Origin of the sequence: Stenotrophomonas testudinis (assembly GCF_024499815.1) — a bacterium.
In the GTDB taxonomy this organism is placed as follows: domain Bacteria; phylum Pseudomonadota; class Gammaproteobacteria; order Xanthomonadales; family Xanthomonadaceae; genus Stenotrophomonas.
The window spans coordinates 58,588-73,862 of record NZ_JAMOKY010000004.1 but is presented as its reverse complement, the minus strand read 5'-3'; the positions used below and the strand labels follow the sequence as shown (position 1 = coordinate 73,862).

The window sequence follows — 15,275 nt, the reverse complement described above, 5'->3', positions numbered from 1 at the left end:
GCGCCATAGCTGCACAGATGTGATACCACCCGGCAGCACGGTGCCGGCTGGATATGCCGCTTAAAACACGCCCCGCGAGTGCTTCACAGCTCTTGCGCAGCGGCCGGCCGAGCGCGAAAGCAGGAGTTATGAGTTGGGTTTGGCAGTGAGTTGCCATCGCCTGAATGCGTGTGGTAGAAACTGAACCGTAGCAGCCAGCAGTAGCGACGGAGCGATGATCTTATCTCGCTCTGAAATGGATCTTCGCTTTCTGAAAAGGAGGTTATGACGTGTCTCTGGATGAGCATCTTGCTCCTCGCACCATCACGATGATCACGACGTACGGCTGCACTGCGGAATGCCGGCAGTGCTGCTTCGAATCGAGCCCCCGCGTGAAGGGGCGCCTATCTCTCGAAGAGATGACGCAGTCAATCTCTGACGCGAAGCGCAATTTCCCCTCTCTTCTGGTTGCAGTCTTCAGCGGCGGCGAAGCCACTATGCTCAAGGCTGACCTTACCGCCGCCATTGCACATGCAACTAACGAAGGCCTTTCGACACGAATCGTCAGTAATGGATCGTGGGGGAAAACAATGGCCAGCGCACGTAAAAAGGTCGCTGAACTGGCTGGCGCAGGACTCAAAGAACTGAACCTCAGCACCGGCAAGGACCATCAGGAATGGGTTCCTGCCAAGAGCATCATGCACTGCGCAGTTGCTGCTGCCGAGCATGGGCTTTTCTGCTTGATTACGGTTGAAGCGGACGTCGAGGGAAATCCTCACTTCCGCGCAGTAGTGGAGCAGCCGGAGGTCCGGGCATTGGTCCAGGACAGAAAGCTGGTCATTCAGTCCAACTCCTGGATGCCCTTCCAGGAGACTGGCGACGTGCGAGGTGGAACGGTTGCGAAGCAGACACTGCGCAAGGGGTGCGGCCAGATCTTCGACAACATCGTCGTGACGCCCTACAGAGAAGTCTCGGCGTGCTGCGGCCTGACGCTGGAACACATTCCAGAGATGAAGCTTGGCAGCATCAATGATGAAGCGGTATCAAAGATCTACCAGCGGCAGACTGATGACTTCCTCAAGTACTGGATTCATGCTGACGGTCCGTACCAGATCATCGAAAAGCTCTTACCAGAGCAATCCGCCAACGATCTTCTCAAAGACGTAGTCCACATCTGTCAAGCCTGCGTAATCCTTCACAAGAACCCTGATGTACGCAATCGCTTGCTCGAAAGGCATAAGGAGTTCATGCCGTCTGTCATGACGCGCTTCTTCCTGGCCAAGGCTATCAATGAAGTGGGCTTGAAGCGAGTTGCAAGTCAACCTGCCATGGAGGCAATTCAATGAAGCGTCGTCGTTTCATCCAGTCTACCCTCGTCGCTGCCACTGCAGCCCCTGCCGCGGCAGGTTTGGCTGCTTCCAACGCCGGCACGCGACTCTATGGTGAACCAGGGAGTTTGACCGGTGGCTCGCAGGGAGCCGCTCGCTTCATGTTGCCCATCTCCAGAGCGGGCGTTCCAGTAGAAGGCTGGCTGGAGTACTCAAGGTTCAGTGCCCTGATCGAGGATCTGTTGAAGGACCGTGCTGCCAGTACAGCATTCAATCAAGACCCTGCTGGCTTTCTGAAGAGTCGAGGCATGGACGGCTCGGAGCTCGTAAAGGGCGATGCGAATGTTGCATTGTTGATTGCAATGTCCCAGCCAGAGGTAAAGCAGGCGGTCTTGGACAAGGACTACCGAGCAGTTATCTCCTACCTGCAAGCAGCTGGCACTTTCTCGCCTGTGTCTACTGACGCTCTCACGAAGAGAGTTGGTAACGTTATCCAGCACAACCGGAATGAGATCGCCAGCGGCCTCAAGTTGGCTCCCGGCACCAAACTGGATCTCAAGACCTACAAAAAACTGCTCGCAAGTTCAAATGGTGGCGCCACTCCCCTGGACGCAGCTGCCTTGGCCGCGGTCGGAGATAACAACGACGCATCGCTATTACTCGGTGCTTTCGCCCTCGTTGTTGCAGCCGTTGGTGCTGCTGTGGGTGTGCATTCCGTGGTGGTTGCCTTCACTTGGCTGGCAATCGTGTCGAGCGTGACAGTTGAAGGTGGCGGCGAAGATGATGATGAGAAGAGTCGCTCAGCCCGAGCATATGGAGGCCTGCTGCAAATCTCGGATCCTGGTGCCCAGCAGAACATCGAAATTGCGGGTCGACTAGCCCAGCTTACTGGCTCACCTCGCGTATTCGAGCTGACCAAGGACGAGCTGGCCCGGGCAGAGCTAGGCGCGTTCTTTGCAGCGATGAAGGAACACAGCCTACTTGACTACGATGAAGCGGAGCTTCCCGATCTCGTAGAAGCAACGCTTGGGTTCACCGAGAAATCGATCGGAATGAGCTAGGAGATCCGGACGTATGCAATGCACCATCCCCGTCTCTCTGTTCAATCGCAGCATGCTCTTCCAAGAGCTTGCCCCCGCGGCCGTCCTCTTCATCTGTGCTATAGGCCTCGCATTCCATGGCGGTCTGGAGCCCAGAAAGAAGTTATTTGCGATCGCCATCCTTTGCGTCGTTGGAAGTGCGACCTCGGCATCCACAGCGATGCTGGCGCTGCGTTCGAAGATCGATATCAACGGCGGCACTGCCACCTTGCATGCGGGCTTCTGGAAGGCCGAGTTGCCTACGCCCGCGTTAGTAGGTGCAGGGGCAACTGAACAGGTCAGCGATTCGCTAAGGAAGCGAAAGAATGGCATGAGCTCGGGCGGCGTCAATGCAGGCTGGTTCGAGGATCCGAACGGCAAGCGTGTCTTCGCACTGTCCGCAGGACGAACTCCCGTTCTTCTGACCACCAGCAGCGGCTTCAGCCTGGTACTGGACCAGTCGACAGCTGATGCGATCACTGAGTGTATTCGCAGCGAATCCAGTCGCTAGCGATGCTTGCCCATCGGGTTCCATGGCGCAGCCATGGTGGAGGAACCACCACTTTCAAGCTGGCATTCGAGCGACCCCACCATCCCTTGCGTGCATCCAGCAGGCACGCGGCGCGCTGCGTGCCCACTGTGTCACGGACGTATCTTCACGAGCGGTTGCTTGCGTGAGCCGTGGGGTACATGGCTTGGGGTTGCGGCATCCAATTGATTACTGGAGGCAGGTGCTCCGCTTCATTGGCGCTTTGGCTGGCGTCTGCTCCCGGCCATTAGCGGGCGTCAAGTACGCTCTGCTGAGGTGAGCGTTGCGAGCGAGATTCGTGTCTCCGAGTTACTCGCAGGATCACAGGGCGCGCCCAAGGCTGCTTCGTTGGTTTGCGCTCCAGCTGGCCTAAGTCCAAATTGAAGAGCAGTGTTGAAGTGAGCGTGCCGAGTTGAAGCGTGACAGTCCGAGATATCCGGCAGTGTCCGCTCCCAAAGGAGCGATAGCACGTTCGCGGCAGGGAGCGTAGCGATTGCCGTGAGCGGATGCCAAAAGCGTCAGCGAGGGAGGCTACGCGGGTACAGCCGCTGGAAGGCTGGATACCCTCGCACCGGAGGACGTGTTGGCAGCTGGTCAATCTCAGCCGGCTTGGTTGAGCGAGTGGCCCCGAGGTCCTGGTGGCCGGCTCCTCGCTGCCACGTTACGATCGTCAAGCGCCGAGATATCAGATTCAGGGGCCATATAGATCGTCCGGGTTGATCCCTGCTCGGATCAAAATGCGATCACGCCGCAACTGTTCTTCCCATTGTGCTGAGAACTGCGCTGTTGGCACGTCCGCAGAGTTGTGGCACGTCGGACACGTGAGCTGAACGCCGGTTGCGACTTCTTCAAGCCCCCGGCCTGCAGACAGTCGGCACTCTCTGCCGCAGAGCTGACAACTGCAGATGACAGTCTCGACGCTCTTGAGGCTGCCGTTGATGCGCAACAGAGCGCGGATCCTGAGGATCCGCAACGAAATTGACGTGGTCATGGGGTCCAGCCATATCAGGGCTGGACACGGGCGCGAAGAATGTCGCGCCGGAGAAGAGCCAAGAACGGTCACTCTATCGTCCATCCGATGAAAGACGCATCAAGCCGAGCTGTGCCAACGACTCTCTCGTGATCATTTCTGGCGTGTGCAGCAAAGTGCGACTATGTTCGATAGTCCCTCGCGCCTGCTCGAGGTTACTGACGTATTCGTTGTCCTACAAAGGGGAAACGGAAATGAGCTTCCAGCAGCCTTCCGCGATCTCTTCAGCGCCGGGATTTCCTCGCAGACTAGGCCGCCTTGCCAAACGCTCCTGAAGGTCGTGTAGCCAGGCAACCTGGGTGCCATGCGGATTTCTGGTGTATATGTCGCAGGCCAGTCGAATTACGGGCGCAACCTCGTGACGGAAGTTCAGCGCAGGAAGAGCCCCGGCATTGAAGGCCAATTCCCAGTGAGCAAGCTCTCTGTCTATGTCGACGTAGTCCTTGTTTCTTGGGCTTTCCATGGCAGTTCTCCTTTCGGGGCTCCGACTCTACTCGCTTAGTCACTCTGCTGTTTGCGCCCTTGTTCATAAATGGGACGCTGCAGTACGCCCTCCTAACGGAGAAGAGAGGACTGTGAGTGGGCAGCACCTAGCTGCAGTGGAGTGACGTATGAACAATGTCAATCAGAGTCAGGATCCGCGTGCCAACGACAGTAGCGATGCCAAGCGAGCTGGGCAGAAGGGACAACAGGGCCAAGTGAATGGCGAAGAGCTCGGTGGCGGTTCCGATGGAAAGGGCGAGAGGAATCCGCAGAAGCAGCAGCAAGGCAGCCAGGAGGGCGGCAAACAGGCAAGTGGCAAGGAAACGCAAGGTGAGCAGCAAAACGCTCGCCGCTAGGGCATAACGAGGAGCCGCGCGTAGCGCGGCTTTCTTCTGGCTCAGCAGGAATCAGAGATCATGGCCTTGCATGAGAAAGCGGTTGGTTTGATGACCAAGATCATGTATCAGTTTCGCCCAGCGGTTACGACGACCATGGGGCTTTGTCGTTCTTGTCATTCCCCGAGCCCTGGTGGAATGGAGTGCGCACGTTGCCTTACTGAAGAGCTCGGACGGATCATCGAGAATCGCGGTGCCGCTGTCCGTTGGCTTGATTCATTTCTGAAGGTTCAGCAGGACGAGGCCCAGGTTTTCCTGTGCGCCAGTCGCGTCGCCCCGAGCGGGCATGCCTGAGCCTGCTACCGGGTTTGGGTCCTCCGCATGCCTTTCTTCATCAGCATCTACGATAGAAATGGGAGAGGGTTACGCCTTCCTGAAGGGTGGTGGATCGACTTGTCACGTGCTTCTCCGGCCCTGGTCAGGCGATCAACTCGCATTGATCTGCCCATGTCCTCTGTTGACGAGCATCCCCGGATAGATCCAGTGGTGTTGGACGATCTCCATCGCCGTATTGAAGGTGCCCAATGGCTGACCTAGAAAAGTACGACCCAGTAAGCGTACGTTGGCTTAGCTTTCGTCTGCGGAATGGGCAGTCCATTGGCCCAGAAAAGCTGAAGGCCGTTTGGTCAGATGCCGCCGAGATGAATACTTGCAGCGTGCGCAGGGAACATGGCCCGGACGGTCATGTTGTCTATGTGCTGTATGCGCCGCGTGGTCTTCCTATGCCGCGGCGAGCAGAAATGCGGCTGCGATCAATGCTGGAAGACGCTGGATACGCCTTCACAATGGGAGCGATTGCGGGTCGTCACCCGGTCGGGGGCTAGTCCGATCTCTCGGTCTGGAGGTGGCGAAGGTCAATCGCAGGCCGCGTGATGCCGAGGCCTGAGCTGATTGGCAGGCTTTAGCAATTGCTGCATGGCGGGCTCGACCTCGGAGTGAGCACGGGAGATGCCCGCGTAGTCTTTTTATCGCGTCACCTGAGTAACCTTGGCGTTACCGCCCATCTCCGCCTGGATGACCATGAACTGCAGACTCGGCCGCAGCGTCTGCAGCGCTTGCAACTGCGCTGGCGACAGCGCGCTGTTGCGCAGGCGGAAGCTGTGGACTGGTGCGAAAGCGTCACTAGCGAACAGACGCTCGTACGTCGCAAACGACGTCACCGCATCGGCCTCGCAGACATCGGCCCAGGTGAACTGCAGTTCGGTGGACTCGCTGAAATTCAGCAGGCCCAGTGCAGGCAGGTCGCGCGATACAGCCAGGTGTTCGATGAAGCGCTGGGTATCACTGCCAGCGCCGATCTGCAGGATGTTCAGATGCGGCAGCGGCACATCGAAGAAGCTGGTATCGGGCGCGTTGGGCACCACCAGCTCGGTCAGGTAGGGCGCACGGCTGGCGAAGCGGGCGATCTCTCCAGCCTCTTCCATGATCGAGCCTGCGCGCTGGATCAGCGACGCATGGTAGTGCTCCGGTGCGGTGGGCGTGACCACCAGTGAACGCAGACGCGGGAACTGGGCGTTGCTGTCCAGCAGGGTGGTGAACTCCCATTCGCGAGTGCCGTCGCGCCTTCATCCCGCCCGTGAAGCGCAGCGACATGACCGCGTGGGCAACGGCAGGATCAGACAGGCAGGCCAGGCTCCATTCGAACGCCGCGTCCCACGGGTTGCCGAAAAATTCCACGTGCAGCCCGCCGTACAGCGGGGCCACCGTCGGACGTGTCTGCAGTGCCGACCACAGCGGCCCGGCGGGGGCGGTGATGTCCAGGTCGTACTCGTCGGCCGTCTCCAGGCTGAAGGCGTGGATGCGCTGCTGCAGTTCCAGCAGCCACTGCTGGGCGAGTTCGAAGTCAGGCGCGGCCGTGGCAGGTAACCAGTCATCCTTGGGTGAGCCGGGATGATAGCCTCGGCCCTGCAGGTTCGGCAGCGCCGTACCTGTCTTCACGATGCTCCTCACGAACCGCCATCCCTGTCCCGTCGCATACTGTCGCCATCCGCTCGTCCGGGCCACTTTGGGAATCGATCATGCGCCGCCACGCTGTTTCCCTTGCTGCTGCACTGCTGTGCTCCGCCTTCGCGGCCCCGGCCATGGCCGCCGTGCCGTTCTTCAATGCCAGCTGCCCCGGCGGCCTTGATGTGCACGCCGACGAGGGCGGCCCGGTGTACGTGCAGGGGCGGGAGGCGGCGCTGAAGCGCTTCAACGACCGCTATTTCGAAGCGCGCGACGCGCAGAGCGGGGTGACGCTGTCGATCACTACCGGTGACGACGGTGCGCCGCAGATCAGCTACACCGGCCGGGGCGGTGCCAACGGCATCTGCCAGGTCAGCGGTAGCGGCGCACCCGTGGCGGGCGAGCGACATGATCGCCGCCGCCACGATGACAGTGACGATGAAGGTGCGGCGCTGCCGCGCGAAGCCACCTGCGAGTCCACCGACCAGCGCCAGGTGTCGTGCGAGATGGACACGCGCGGCAACGTGGAAGTCGCCCGCCAGATCAGCCACACCCGCTGCGAGCAGGGCCAGAACTGGGGCCTGTCGCGGCATTCGGTGTGGGTGAACGGCGGCTGCCGCGCGGTGTTCCGCAATACTTCGCGCGTTGCGTACACCGTGCCCAGCGGCGGCACTGCGCTGGGGTCGTGCAACACGCGCAAGGGCGCACAGGGCACGCTGGTGACCCAGGTACCGGTGGGCAGCGACTACCAGGAACTGATCATCGATTACCCCGATGGACGGTTCCTGTGCATGCTGCGCAACAACGGTGAAGTGCAGAGCGTGACCCCGGTGCGCCGCCGCTGAGCGCCGAACCGCCCCCGGCGGCGCGGTGCGCCGGGGCAGTGGCCAGTGGTGGCCGGCGTTACTGCCCTATTACACGCTGCGGTGGCGTGGGAATGTCATTGCTGTTCTACGGGATCGCTACCTTTTTTGTAGGTGTACGCGGTGACGCTCCACCCGCCGCCATGACCGGACGATGGTGCGACCTACGTAAATTCCCACGACTGTACGGACCCATAATGAGTAAGAGGCAATCGCGACTCGCATGTGAAGCAGGTCAACAGAGTCCGGATCTCGCATGCCCCACAGTGGGCTTGTCCGACCCGAGATTCCATTTGGGCTGGCAGATCATCCGGTCCCTGCTGCACCGCCGCGAGTGGTGTCACATCCCTCTGGCTAGACTGTGCTTCTTTTTCGTCTGCAGGAGGCACCCATGGCCCACCCCATTTCCGTCACCCTGATCGGCGTGCCCACCGACGTGGGCGCGGGCCATCGTGGTGCGCGGCTTGGCCCGGAAGCCCTGCGCGTGGCCGGCCTGCCGGAGGCGCTGGCGGCGCGCGGCGTGGACGTGCGCGACCTGGGCAACCTGGATGGCCCGCGCAACCCGTGGACCTCGCCGGTGCAGGGTTACCGCCACTTGGACGAGGTGGTGGCCTGGAACCGAGCGCTGATGGACGCCAGCTACGCTGAACTGCAGGCCGGGCGCATGCCGATCATGCTGGGCGGCGACCATTGCCTGGGCATCGGTTCGATCACCGCCGTCGCCCGCTGGTGCCGCGAACAGGGCAAGACCCTGCGCGTGCTGTGGCTGGATGCGCATTCGGATTTCAACACCAGCGATGTTACCCCGTCGGGCAACATCCACGGCATGCCGGTGGCCTGCCTGTGCGGCCTCGGCCCGGACGCGCTGACCCAGCTGGGCGGCAGCAGCCCGGCCATCACCCCGGCGCAGATGCACCAGATCGGCATCCGTTCGGTGGACCCGGACGAGAAGCGCCTGATCAAGACCCACAAGGTCGATGTCTACGACATGCGCTACATCGACGAGAACGGCATGAAGCGCACCGTGGAAGCGGCACTTGCCGGCATCGACGAGAACACCCACCTGCACGTCAGCTTCGACGTGGACTTCCTCGACCCGAGCATCGCCCCGGGCGTGGGCACCACGGTGCCGGGCGGGGTGAACTACCGCGAGGCGCAGCTGGTGATGGAGATGATCGCCGACAGCGGCCGCATGGGCTCGTTGGACATCGTTGAACTGAACCCGCTGCTGGACACGCAGAACGCGACCGCCGAGCTGGCCGTGGACCTGGTGGAAAGCCTGTTCGGCAAGTCCACGCTGATGCGCGGTTGAGGCCGGCGACCTTTGCCTGAATGGCTTTTGGGCCTGTTCACACTCGCTGCACGCGGCAGACGCCAGATTGCACGTCACGCAAGGCCATTCCACTGTAGGAATGGCCAAGCGCGATGAAAACCATGTAGTGGCGAACCCCAGGAGAAAACCCATGAAGCGTGTAGTTGCCCTGATGCTGTTGTCGATGTTCTCGGTGGCCATGCTGGCTGGCTGCAATACCGTTGCCGGCGCCGGCAAGGATGTGCAGAAGGCTGGCCAGTCGGTTGAGGACGCCGCCAAGGGCAACTGAGCCCGGGGTGGTGCCCAATCAAAGAGGCCGGGACACTGTCCCGGCCTTTTTCTTTTTGCGCAGGCAAGCCCGCCGGTAGTGAACCATTCAAGCAGGTGAGCATGCTTTTCATTGCGGGTTGACTGTTGTTCAACGCCGAGTGCGCCAAGCTGCAGCCACGGTAAGAACGCCGTTGCATCCGAGGACTCGAGCAATGAACAAAGACATCATTTCCGGCAAGTGGTCGCAGCTCAAGGGCAAGGCCCAGGCCAAGTGGGGCGATCTGACCAACGACGATTTCGATGTGGCCGAAGGCAACGCCGAGTACCTGTCAGGTCGTCTGCAGGAACGCTATGGCTGGGCCAAGGACCGCGCTGAGAAGGAAGTGAGCGAGTTCTCCGACAGCATCCGCAAGGATTACCCGGACTTCAAGTAAGTCCGTCGCGCTTCCCCCACAGCGCGCCCGCACAGCCCGGCGCCCGTACCGTGATGGTGCGGGCGTCGTGCTGTCTGCCTCAGCGTGCCGGCGGGTCGGGCACGTAGCGGTTGGGGAAGGCCTGCGGCTCGCGCGGCAGGCGCGAGCGCGTATCCATCACGATGCCGCGTGCGCGCAGGTTGCGTGCGCTGTCGTAGCGCAGCTCCTGCACTTGGGCGGGGCTGCGGCTGGCGCGCTCGAACGCGGTGTCACGCACCTGCGAAGTCTCGCGGTCGCCGTGGCCGGTGCCCAGTGCCGGGGCCTGCGACCTGGCGGCGTAGCCCTCGGCACGGCTGGCGCTGCTGTCAGCGGCCGCTTCGGCCGCCGGGGCCGCGGGCGCCGGTGGCGGCAACTGCCGCAGGCGCGGTTCCGAGCGGGGCTGCGGATGCCAGCGGTACATCTCGTTGAACACCGCGATGCCGATCACGCCGACGTTGTCCGGCCGCCCGGTGCGGCTGGCATAGCTGCCGCCGGGGCTGCTGAACACGAACTGGGCCACCTCGTCCTGGCTCTTGCGCCAGCCGGTGATGTCCGCGCTCTGGCCGGGGTTGAGCACGTAGCCGGTCTGCGAGGGGTTGGCGTCTTCGCCGGAAATGGCATTGATGCCGTCCACTGACAGCACCACCAGCACGCGCCGCGGGCTGTCGTTGTGCAGGCGCACCGCATAACGATGGCCGCGCTCGCCGGCCACCCAGCGCTGGCCGTCGGCCGGGTAGCTGCGCAGTTCGGTGCCGCGGTCGCGGTCGACCAGGCTCATGCGGACGGGGCCGTCCGGCGCGACCGGCGGCGGCAGCGGGGCCGGGCGGAAGCCGGCCAAGGGCAGGATCAGCAGCAGGGGCAGCAGGCGTTTCATCGGGCGTCTCCAGCGGGGTTGGGTGAACAAACGCGCCGCAGGCCCTGACGGGGTTGGTCGCGGGCACGGTAAACTGGCCCCGTTCATCGAAGGTTACCCCACGCAGTCATGACGACCCGAGTCCTTACCGGCATCACCCCCTCCGGCACGCCCCACCTGGGCAACTACGTTGGCGCCATCCGTCCGGCCATCGCGGCCAGCCGCGCGCCGGGCATCGAGAGTTTCTTCTTCCTGGCCGACCTGCACAGCCTGATCAAATCGCAGGACCCGCAGCGCACCCAGCGCGCGACCCTGGAGATTGCGGCCAGCTGGCTGGCCTGCGGCCTGGACCCGGAACACGTGTGGTTCTACCGCCAGAGCGACATCCGCGAGACCACCGAGCTGATGTGGTTCCTCACCGCCATCGCCAGCAAGGGCATCCTCAACCGTGCCCACGCCTACAAGGCGGCGGTGGACAAGAACCGCGAAGAGGGCGTGGACGAGGATGCGGGCGTCAGCGCTGGCCTGTTCATGTACCCGGTGCTGATGGCCGCCGACATCCTCATCTTCAAGGCCAACCAGGTGCCGGTGGGCCGCGACCAGATCCAGCACATCGAGATGGCGCGCGATTTCGCCCAGCGCTTCAACCACGTGTACGGCAAGGAGTACTTCCCGCTGCCGGACGTGGTGATCGACGAGCAGGTGGCGACCCTGGCCGGCCTGGACGGCCGCAAGATGAGCAAGAGCTACCACAACACTATTCCGCTGTTCGTGCCGCGCGAAGAGCTGAGGAAGCTGGTGTTCTCGATCCTGACCGATTCGCGCGCACCGGGCGAACCGAAGGACACCGAGGGCTCGGCGCTGTTCCAGATGTACCAGGCCTTCGCCACCCCGGAACAGACCGCCGAATTCGCCAAGGCCTTCGCCGCCGGCATCAGCTGGGGCGATGCCAAGCAGCAGCTGTTCGAGCGCATCGACGGCGAGCTGTCGCCGCTGCGCGAGCGCTACAACGCGCTGATGTCCGAGCCGGAGAAGATCGAAGCGCTGCTCAAGCGCCGTGGCCAGCAGCTGCGCGAGCAGCTGGCGGCCCCGCTGCTGGAAGAACTGCGCCATGCGGTGGGCCTGCGAGATCTGTCCGATGCCGGCGACATCGCCAGCGAAGATGCCGGTGAAGCCCGCGCCGCGCCGCCGCTGTTCAAGCAGTACCGCGAGAAGGATGGCCGTTTCTACTTCAAGCTGACTGCAGGTGACGGCACGCTGCTGATCCAGAGCGAGGGCTTCGACTCGCCGCGTGATGCCGGCCAGTTGATCGCCGTGCTGAAGCAGGCCGAGCAGGGCGACCAGCTGCAGAGCGATCTGTTCAAGCTGGAAGCCGAGGTCGATGCGGTGCTGGCGGCGCTGTCCGTGCTGCGCGAAGCGGCCTGACCTGCACCACCTTTGTAGAGCCGAGCCCACGCTCGGCTTTGCTTTGCATATGTAGAGCCGAGCCCACGCTCGGCTTGGCGGAAAAGCAGCCGAGCATCGGCTCGGCTCTACAGTGCATTGCGGCCATGGCATGATGTCGGCGCGCCTCAGGCGCGATGACATGGAGTCTGCAATGGCCTGGTTGTCGCTGCTGCTGTTCCTGCCCTGGTTCATTCTGCTGGGCAGCCTGTATTGGCTGTTTCCGCGCCAGCCGCGTACCGCGCGGCGACGCTTGTTCGATGGCGCCACCCTGGCGCTGGCGCTCGCCCTGAGCATCGTGGCGATGCTGTGGGGCCACCACATCGGTCTGGTACAGCCGGGCGCCGGACCGATCTGGCCGCAGGTGCTGGCGGTGCTGTACGCCTATGGCGCGTTCCTGGCGGTGCTGGTGATGGCCCTGTTGCTGCGCCCGCGCTGGTTGCGCCTCTGATGTAGCGCCCCGCGTGTGCCCTCTGTAGAGCCGAGCCCACGCTCGGCTGATGTCTGGCAGAAAGGCTGCCGAGCGTGGGCTCCGGCTCTACAGAATTGCTCCCTCCGACCAAAGCCGCATCGATCACGCCATGCCGGCGCGCCTACCATGGGCCTCTGTTCCCGATCCTGCCAGGTGCGCGTCGATGACCGCCGATCCCAGCATCCACACCATCGATACCGGTTTCCAACGGCCTGATTTCGATGCCGCCTACCTGATCATCGAAAACGGCCGTGCCGCGTTCGTCGACTGCGGTACCGGCCTGTCGGTGCCGGCGATGCTGCAGGCCTTGACCGACAACGGGCTGGGCGTGGAGGCGGTGGACTGGCTGCTGCTGACCCACGTGCATCTGGATCATGCCGGCGGCGCTGGCCTGCTGATGCAGCAGCTGCCGAATGCGAAGGCCGTGCTGCACCCGCGCGGCGCGCCGCACATGATCGACCCGACCCGGCTGATTGCCGGTGCCACGGCGGTCTACGGCGCCGAGGAGATCGCCCGCAGCTACGGCCGCATCGAGGCGATTCCCGAGGCCCGCGTGGTGGTGGCCGAAGATGGCCACCGCATCGACCTGGCCGGCCGTGAACTGCTGTTGCTGCACACGCCGGGGCATGCGCTGCACCACTACTGCGTGTGGGACGCGCGCAGCCGCAGCTGGTTCACCGGCGATACCTTCGGCATCTCCTACCGCGAGCTGGACAGCGCGCAGGGTGCCTTCATCTTCCCCACGTCCTCGCCGGTGCAGTTCGATCCGGAGGCGATGAAGGCGTCGATCCAGCGCATGCTGGGCTATGGCCCGCAGGCGATGTACCTCACCCACTATGGTCGCGTGCAGCAGGTGCAGAAGCTGGCCGACGACCTGTTCGAGCAGATCGACGCGATGGCGACGATCGGCCGCCAGTGCGATGGGCGCCCGGACCGCCACCGTTGCCTGCTGGCCGCGCTGCAGGCGCTGTACCTGGAACGTGCACATCAGCATGGTTGCGCGCTGGACCAGGCCGCGGTGGCCGAGGTGCTGGCGATGGACATCGAGCTGAACGCGCAGGGCTTGGCCTGCTGGCTGGACCGCGCATCACGCTGACCGGGAGGCCTGCGCGGCGGTGTCACGACCACGTTACACTCTGGTGACTCCCCTTCCTGCCGTGGTATTGCCGTGAATCCGATGCGTGTGTTGCTGCTGTCGTCCTGCCTCTTTGTCGGGGGCCTGGCCCATGCGGCCAACGACCTGCCCGGTGGCGGCATCGATCCGCAGGCACTGTCGCGCCACGTGCAGGTGCTCGCGTCGGACGAATTCGAAGGCCGCGCACCGGCCAGCGAAGGCGAAGAGCGTACCGTGCAGTACCTGATCGAGCAGTTCCGCAGCTACGGCCTGCAGCCCGGCGGCCCCGATGGCAGCTGGGTGCAGCAGGTGCCGCTGGTGCGTGCGCAGCTGGACGGCCCGGCCAAGGCCAGCCTGCAGCTGAAGAAGGGCAAGCGCACGCTGGCCAATGGCGTGGACGTGACCCTGCAGAGCCTGCAGCCGCGCAAGCGCGTGCAGATCAACAACGCACCGCTGGTGTTCGTCGGCTACGGCATCGACGCACCGGAGCGCCACTGGAACGATTACAAGGACGTGGACCTGCACGGCAAGATCGCCGTGGTGCTGATCAACGACGCCGACTTCGAGGCCGATGCACCGGGTGCATTCGATGGCAAGGCGGTGACCTACTACGGCCGCTGGACCTACAAGTTCGAGGAAGCCGCGCGCCGCGGTGCCGAGGGCGTGCTGATCGTGCACGAGACCGCGCCGGCCGCCTACGGCTGGGCCACGGTGAAGAGCTCGGGCACCTCGCCGCTGTTCGACATCGAGCGCGGCCAGGCCGAAGCGATGGCCCAGCACACGCCGCTGCGTGGCTGGATGCAGCGCGAGCTGGCCGAGGCGATCTTCGCCGACGCAGGCCTGGATTTCGACGCCGAGAAGCGCAAGGCCATGCAGGCCGACTTCCGTCCGGTGGTGCTGGACAACGCGAAGCTGAGCGTGGATTTCGCGATCAAGCGCGAGCCGGTGGTGACCCGCAACGTGGTGGCCAAGCTGCCCGGTGGCGAGCATGGCGATGAGGCCGTGATCTTCTCCGCGCACTGGGATGCCTTCGGTATCGGCCAGCCCGATGCCAAGGGTGACCGCATCCGCCATGGCGCCATCGACAACGCCACCGGCGTGGCCACCGTGCTGGAACTGGGCCGCGTGTTCGCCGCCGGCCCGCAGCCGCAGCGCAGCCTGTACTTCGTCGCCCTGACGGCCGAAGAGAAGGGCCTGCTGGGTGCCAGCTACTATGCCGCACACCCGCTGGCACCGCTGGAAAAGACCGCTGCCGTGCTGAACATCGAAATGTTCAGCCCGGATGGCGCGACCCGCGACATCGCCTCGTGGGGCAAGGGCCGGGTGTCGCTGGAAGGCGACCTGGAGCGCGTGGCCAAGGCCCGTGGCCGCAGCTACAGCCCCGACCCGAACCTGGAAGCGGGCTTCTTCTACCGCGCTGATCACTTCGCCTTCGCCCGCCTGGGCGTGCCGGCCATCACCATCGGCCCGGGCCTGGACAAGCTGGACGGCGGGGTCCAGGCCGGCCGCGCGCTGCGCGAGAAGTACTTCGCCGACTGCTACCACCAGGCCTGCGACGCCTGGACCCCGAGCTGGGACCCGGCCGGCCACGCCGCCGACACCCTGCTGGTCTACGACCTGGGCGCCGAACTGGCCAACAGCCGCCGCTGGCCGCAGTGGGAGAAGGAGTCGGAATTCCACGGCGCCCGCGAAAAGAGCGACGCCGCCCGCCGTTGAAGGTCGTGCCGGC

The 15,275-nt window shown here is 63.6% G+C and carries 14 protein-coding genes; 12 read left to right on the top strand and 2 right to left on the bottom strand.

Going from position 1 to position 15,275, the window contains the following annotated elements; genetic code table 11:
• Positions 1-269 precede the first annotated feature (269 nt).
• The 4 genes from NQ204_RS04070 to NQ204_RS04055 all read left to right on the top strand — a co-directional run bounded on the left by NQ204_RS04070 (position 270) and on the right by NQ204_RS04055 (position 4,784).
• Positions 270-1,325 (top strand): radical SAM/SPASM domain-containing protein, encoded by a 1,056-nt coding sequence (locus NQ204_RS04070; protein WP_116863154.1) that lies wholly within the window; start codon positions 270-272, stop codon positions 1,323-1,325.
• Positions 1,322-2,368 (top strand): hypothetical protein, encoded by a 1,047-nt coding sequence (locus NQ204_RS04065; protein WP_256643147.1) that lies wholly within the window; start codon positions 1,322-1,324, stop codon positions 2,366-2,368. The genes NQ204_RS04070 and NQ204_RS04065 overlap by 4 nt, the downstream gene beginning before the upstream one ends.
• A gap of 13 nt (positions 2,369-2,381) precedes the next feature.
• The gene (locus NQ204_RS04060) at positions 2,382-2,897 is read left to right on the top strand and encodes a hypothetical protein (RefSeq protein WP_116863156.1); all 516 of its coding nucleotides are present in this window, start codon (positions 2,382-2,384) and stop codon (positions 2,895-2,897) included.
• A gap of 1,659 nt (positions 2,898-4,556) precedes the next feature.
• Positions 4,557-4,784, top strand: coding sequence for a hypothetical protein (locus NQ204_RS04055; RefSeq protein ID WP_133249393.1), 228 nt, complete (start codon positions 4,557-4,559; stop codon positions 4,782-4,784).
• A 1,004-nt stretch (positions 4,785-5,788) separates the two neighbouring features.
• Here the strand turns inward: NQ204_RS04055 and NQ204_RS04045 are convergent.
• Entirely contained in the window at positions 5,789-6,310 is a 522-nt protein-coding gene (locus NQ204_RS04045; protein ID WP_256643145.1) for a hypothetical protein, read from the bottom strand.
• Between the two features lie 531 nt (positions 6,311-6,841).
• Here NQ204_RS04045 and NQ204_RS04040 point away from each other — a divergent pair.
• The 4 genes from NQ204_RS04040 to NQ204_RS04025 all read left to right on the top strand — a co-directional run bounded on the left by NQ204_RS04040 (position 6,842) and on the right by NQ204_RS04025 (position 9,646).
• Positions 6,842-7,612: a DUF3011 domain-containing protein gene (locus NQ204_RS04040; protein WP_256643144.1), complete on the top strand. Its 771-nt coding sequence runs from the start codon at positions 6,842-6,844 to the stop codon at positions 7,610-7,612.
• Between the two features lie 409 nt (positions 7,613-8,021).
• Positions 8,022-8,942: an arginase gene (gene rocF / locus NQ204_RS04035; RefSeq protein WP_256643143.1), complete on the top strand. Its 921-nt coding sequence runs from the start codon at positions 8,022-8,024 to the stop codon at positions 8,940-8,942.
• 151 nt (positions 8,943-9,093) lie between these two features.
• Entirely contained in the window at positions 9,094-9,231 is a 138-nt protein-coding gene (locus NQ204_RS04030) for an entericidin A/B family lipoprotein (RefSeq protein ID WP_079224917.1), read from the top strand.
• A 193-nt stretch (positions 9,232-9,424) separates the two neighbouring features.
• On the top strand, positions 9,425-9,646 hold the full coding sequence (locus NQ204_RS04025) for a CsbD family protein (protein WP_164073688.1): 222 nt from the start codon (positions 9,425-9,427) through the stop codon (positions 9,644-9,646).
• Between the two features lie 79 nt (positions 9,647-9,725).
• Here the strand turns inward: NQ204_RS04025 and NQ204_RS04020 are convergent, their stop codons facing one another.
• Positions 9,726-10,538: a hypothetical protein gene (locus tag NQ204_RS04020; RefSeq protein ID WP_256643142.1), complete on the bottom strand. Its 813-nt coding sequence runs from the start codon at positions 10,536-10,538 to the stop codon at positions 9,726-9,728.
• Positions 10,539-10,646: 108 nt separating this feature from the next.
• Here NQ204_RS04020 and NQ204_RS04015 point away from each other — a divergent pair, with 108 nt between their 5' ends.
• The 4 genes from NQ204_RS04015 to NQ204_RS04000 all read left to right on the top strand — a co-directional run bounded on the left by NQ204_RS04015 (position 10,647) and on the right by NQ204_RS04000 (position 15,262).
• The gene (locus NQ204_RS04015) at positions 10,647-11,942 is read left to right on the top strand and encodes a tryptophan--tRNA ligase (RefSeq protein WP_256643141.1); all 1,296 of its coding nucleotides are present in this window, start codon (positions 10,647-10,649) and stop codon (positions 11,940-11,942) included.
• A gap of 172 nt (positions 11,943-12,114) precedes the next feature.
• Positions 12,115-12,411: a hypothetical protein gene (locus tag NQ204_RS04010; RefSeq protein ID WP_099819624.1), complete on the top strand. Its 297-nt coding sequence runs from the start codon at positions 12,115-12,117 to the stop codon at positions 12,409-12,411.
• Positions 12,412-12,595: 184 nt separating this feature from the next.
• Positions 12,596-13,528, top strand: coding sequence for an MBL fold metallo-hydrolase (locus tag NQ204_RS04005; RefSeq protein WP_256643140.1), 933 nt, complete (start codon positions 12,596-12,598; stop codon positions 13,526-13,528).
• An 81-nt stretch (positions 13,529-13,609) separates the two neighbouring features.
• Positions 13,610-15,262, top strand: a complete 1,653-nt coding sequence (locus NQ204_RS04000) for a M28 family metallopeptidase (RefSeq protein ID WP_116863170.1) — start codon at positions 13,610-13,612, stop codon at positions 15,260-15,262.
• Positions 15,263-15,275 lie beyond the last annotated feature (13 nt).

What these genes read in the sequence shown, in the direction of transcription:
- NQ204_RS04065 (WP_256643147.1), top strand. Translation starts at nt 1,322, where the DNA reads ATGAAGCGTCGTCGTTTCATCCAGTCTACCCTCGTCGCTGCCACTGCA.
- NQ204_RS04060 (WP_116863156.1), top strand. Translation starts at nt 2,382, where the DNA reads ATGCAATGCACCATCCCCGTCTCTCTGTTCAATCGCAGCATGCTCTTC.
- NQ204_RS04055 (WP_133249393.1), top strand. Translation starts at nt 4,557, where the DNA reads ATGAACAATGTCAATCAGAGTCAGGATCCGCGTGCCAACGACAGTAGC.
- NQ204_RS04040 (WP_256643144.1), top strand. Translation starts at nt 6,842, where the DNA reads ATGCGCCGCCACGCTGTTTCCCTTGCTGCTGCACTGCTGTGCTCCGCC.
- rocF (WP_256643143.1), top strand. Translation starts at nt 8,022, where the DNA reads ATGGCCCACCCCATTTCCGTCACCCTGATCGGCGTGCCCACCGACGTG.
- NQ204_RS04030 (WP_079224917.1), top strand. Translation starts at nt 9,094, where the DNA reads ATGAAGCGTGTAGTTGCCCTGATGCTGTTGTCGATGTTCTCGGTGGCC.
- NQ204_RS04025 (WP_164073688.1), top strand. Translation starts at nt 9,425, where the DNA reads ATGAACAAAGACATCATTTCCGGCAAGTGGTCGCAGCTCAAGGGCAAG.
- NQ204_RS04020 (WP_256643142.1), bottom strand. Translation starts at nt 10,538, where the DNA reads ATGAAACGCCTGCTGCCCCTGCTGCTGATCCTGCCCTTGGCCGGCTTC.
- NQ204_RS04015 (WP_256643141.1), top strand. Translation starts at nt 10,647, where the DNA reads ATGACGACCCGAGTCCTTACCGGCATCACCCCCTCCGGCACGCCCCAC.
- NQ204_RS04010 (WP_099819624.1), top strand. Translation starts at nt 12,115, where the DNA reads ATGGCCTGGTTGTCGCTGCTGCTGTTCCTGCCCTGGTTCATTCTGCTG.
- NQ204_RS04005 (WP_256643140.1), top strand. Translation starts at nt 12,596, where the DNA reads ATGACCGCCGATCCCAGCATCCACACCATCGATACCGGTTTCCAACGG.
- NQ204_RS04000 (WP_116863170.1), top strand. Translation starts at nt 13,610, where the DNA reads ATGCGTGTGTTGCTGCTGTCGTCCTGCCTCTTTGTCGGGGGCCTGGCC.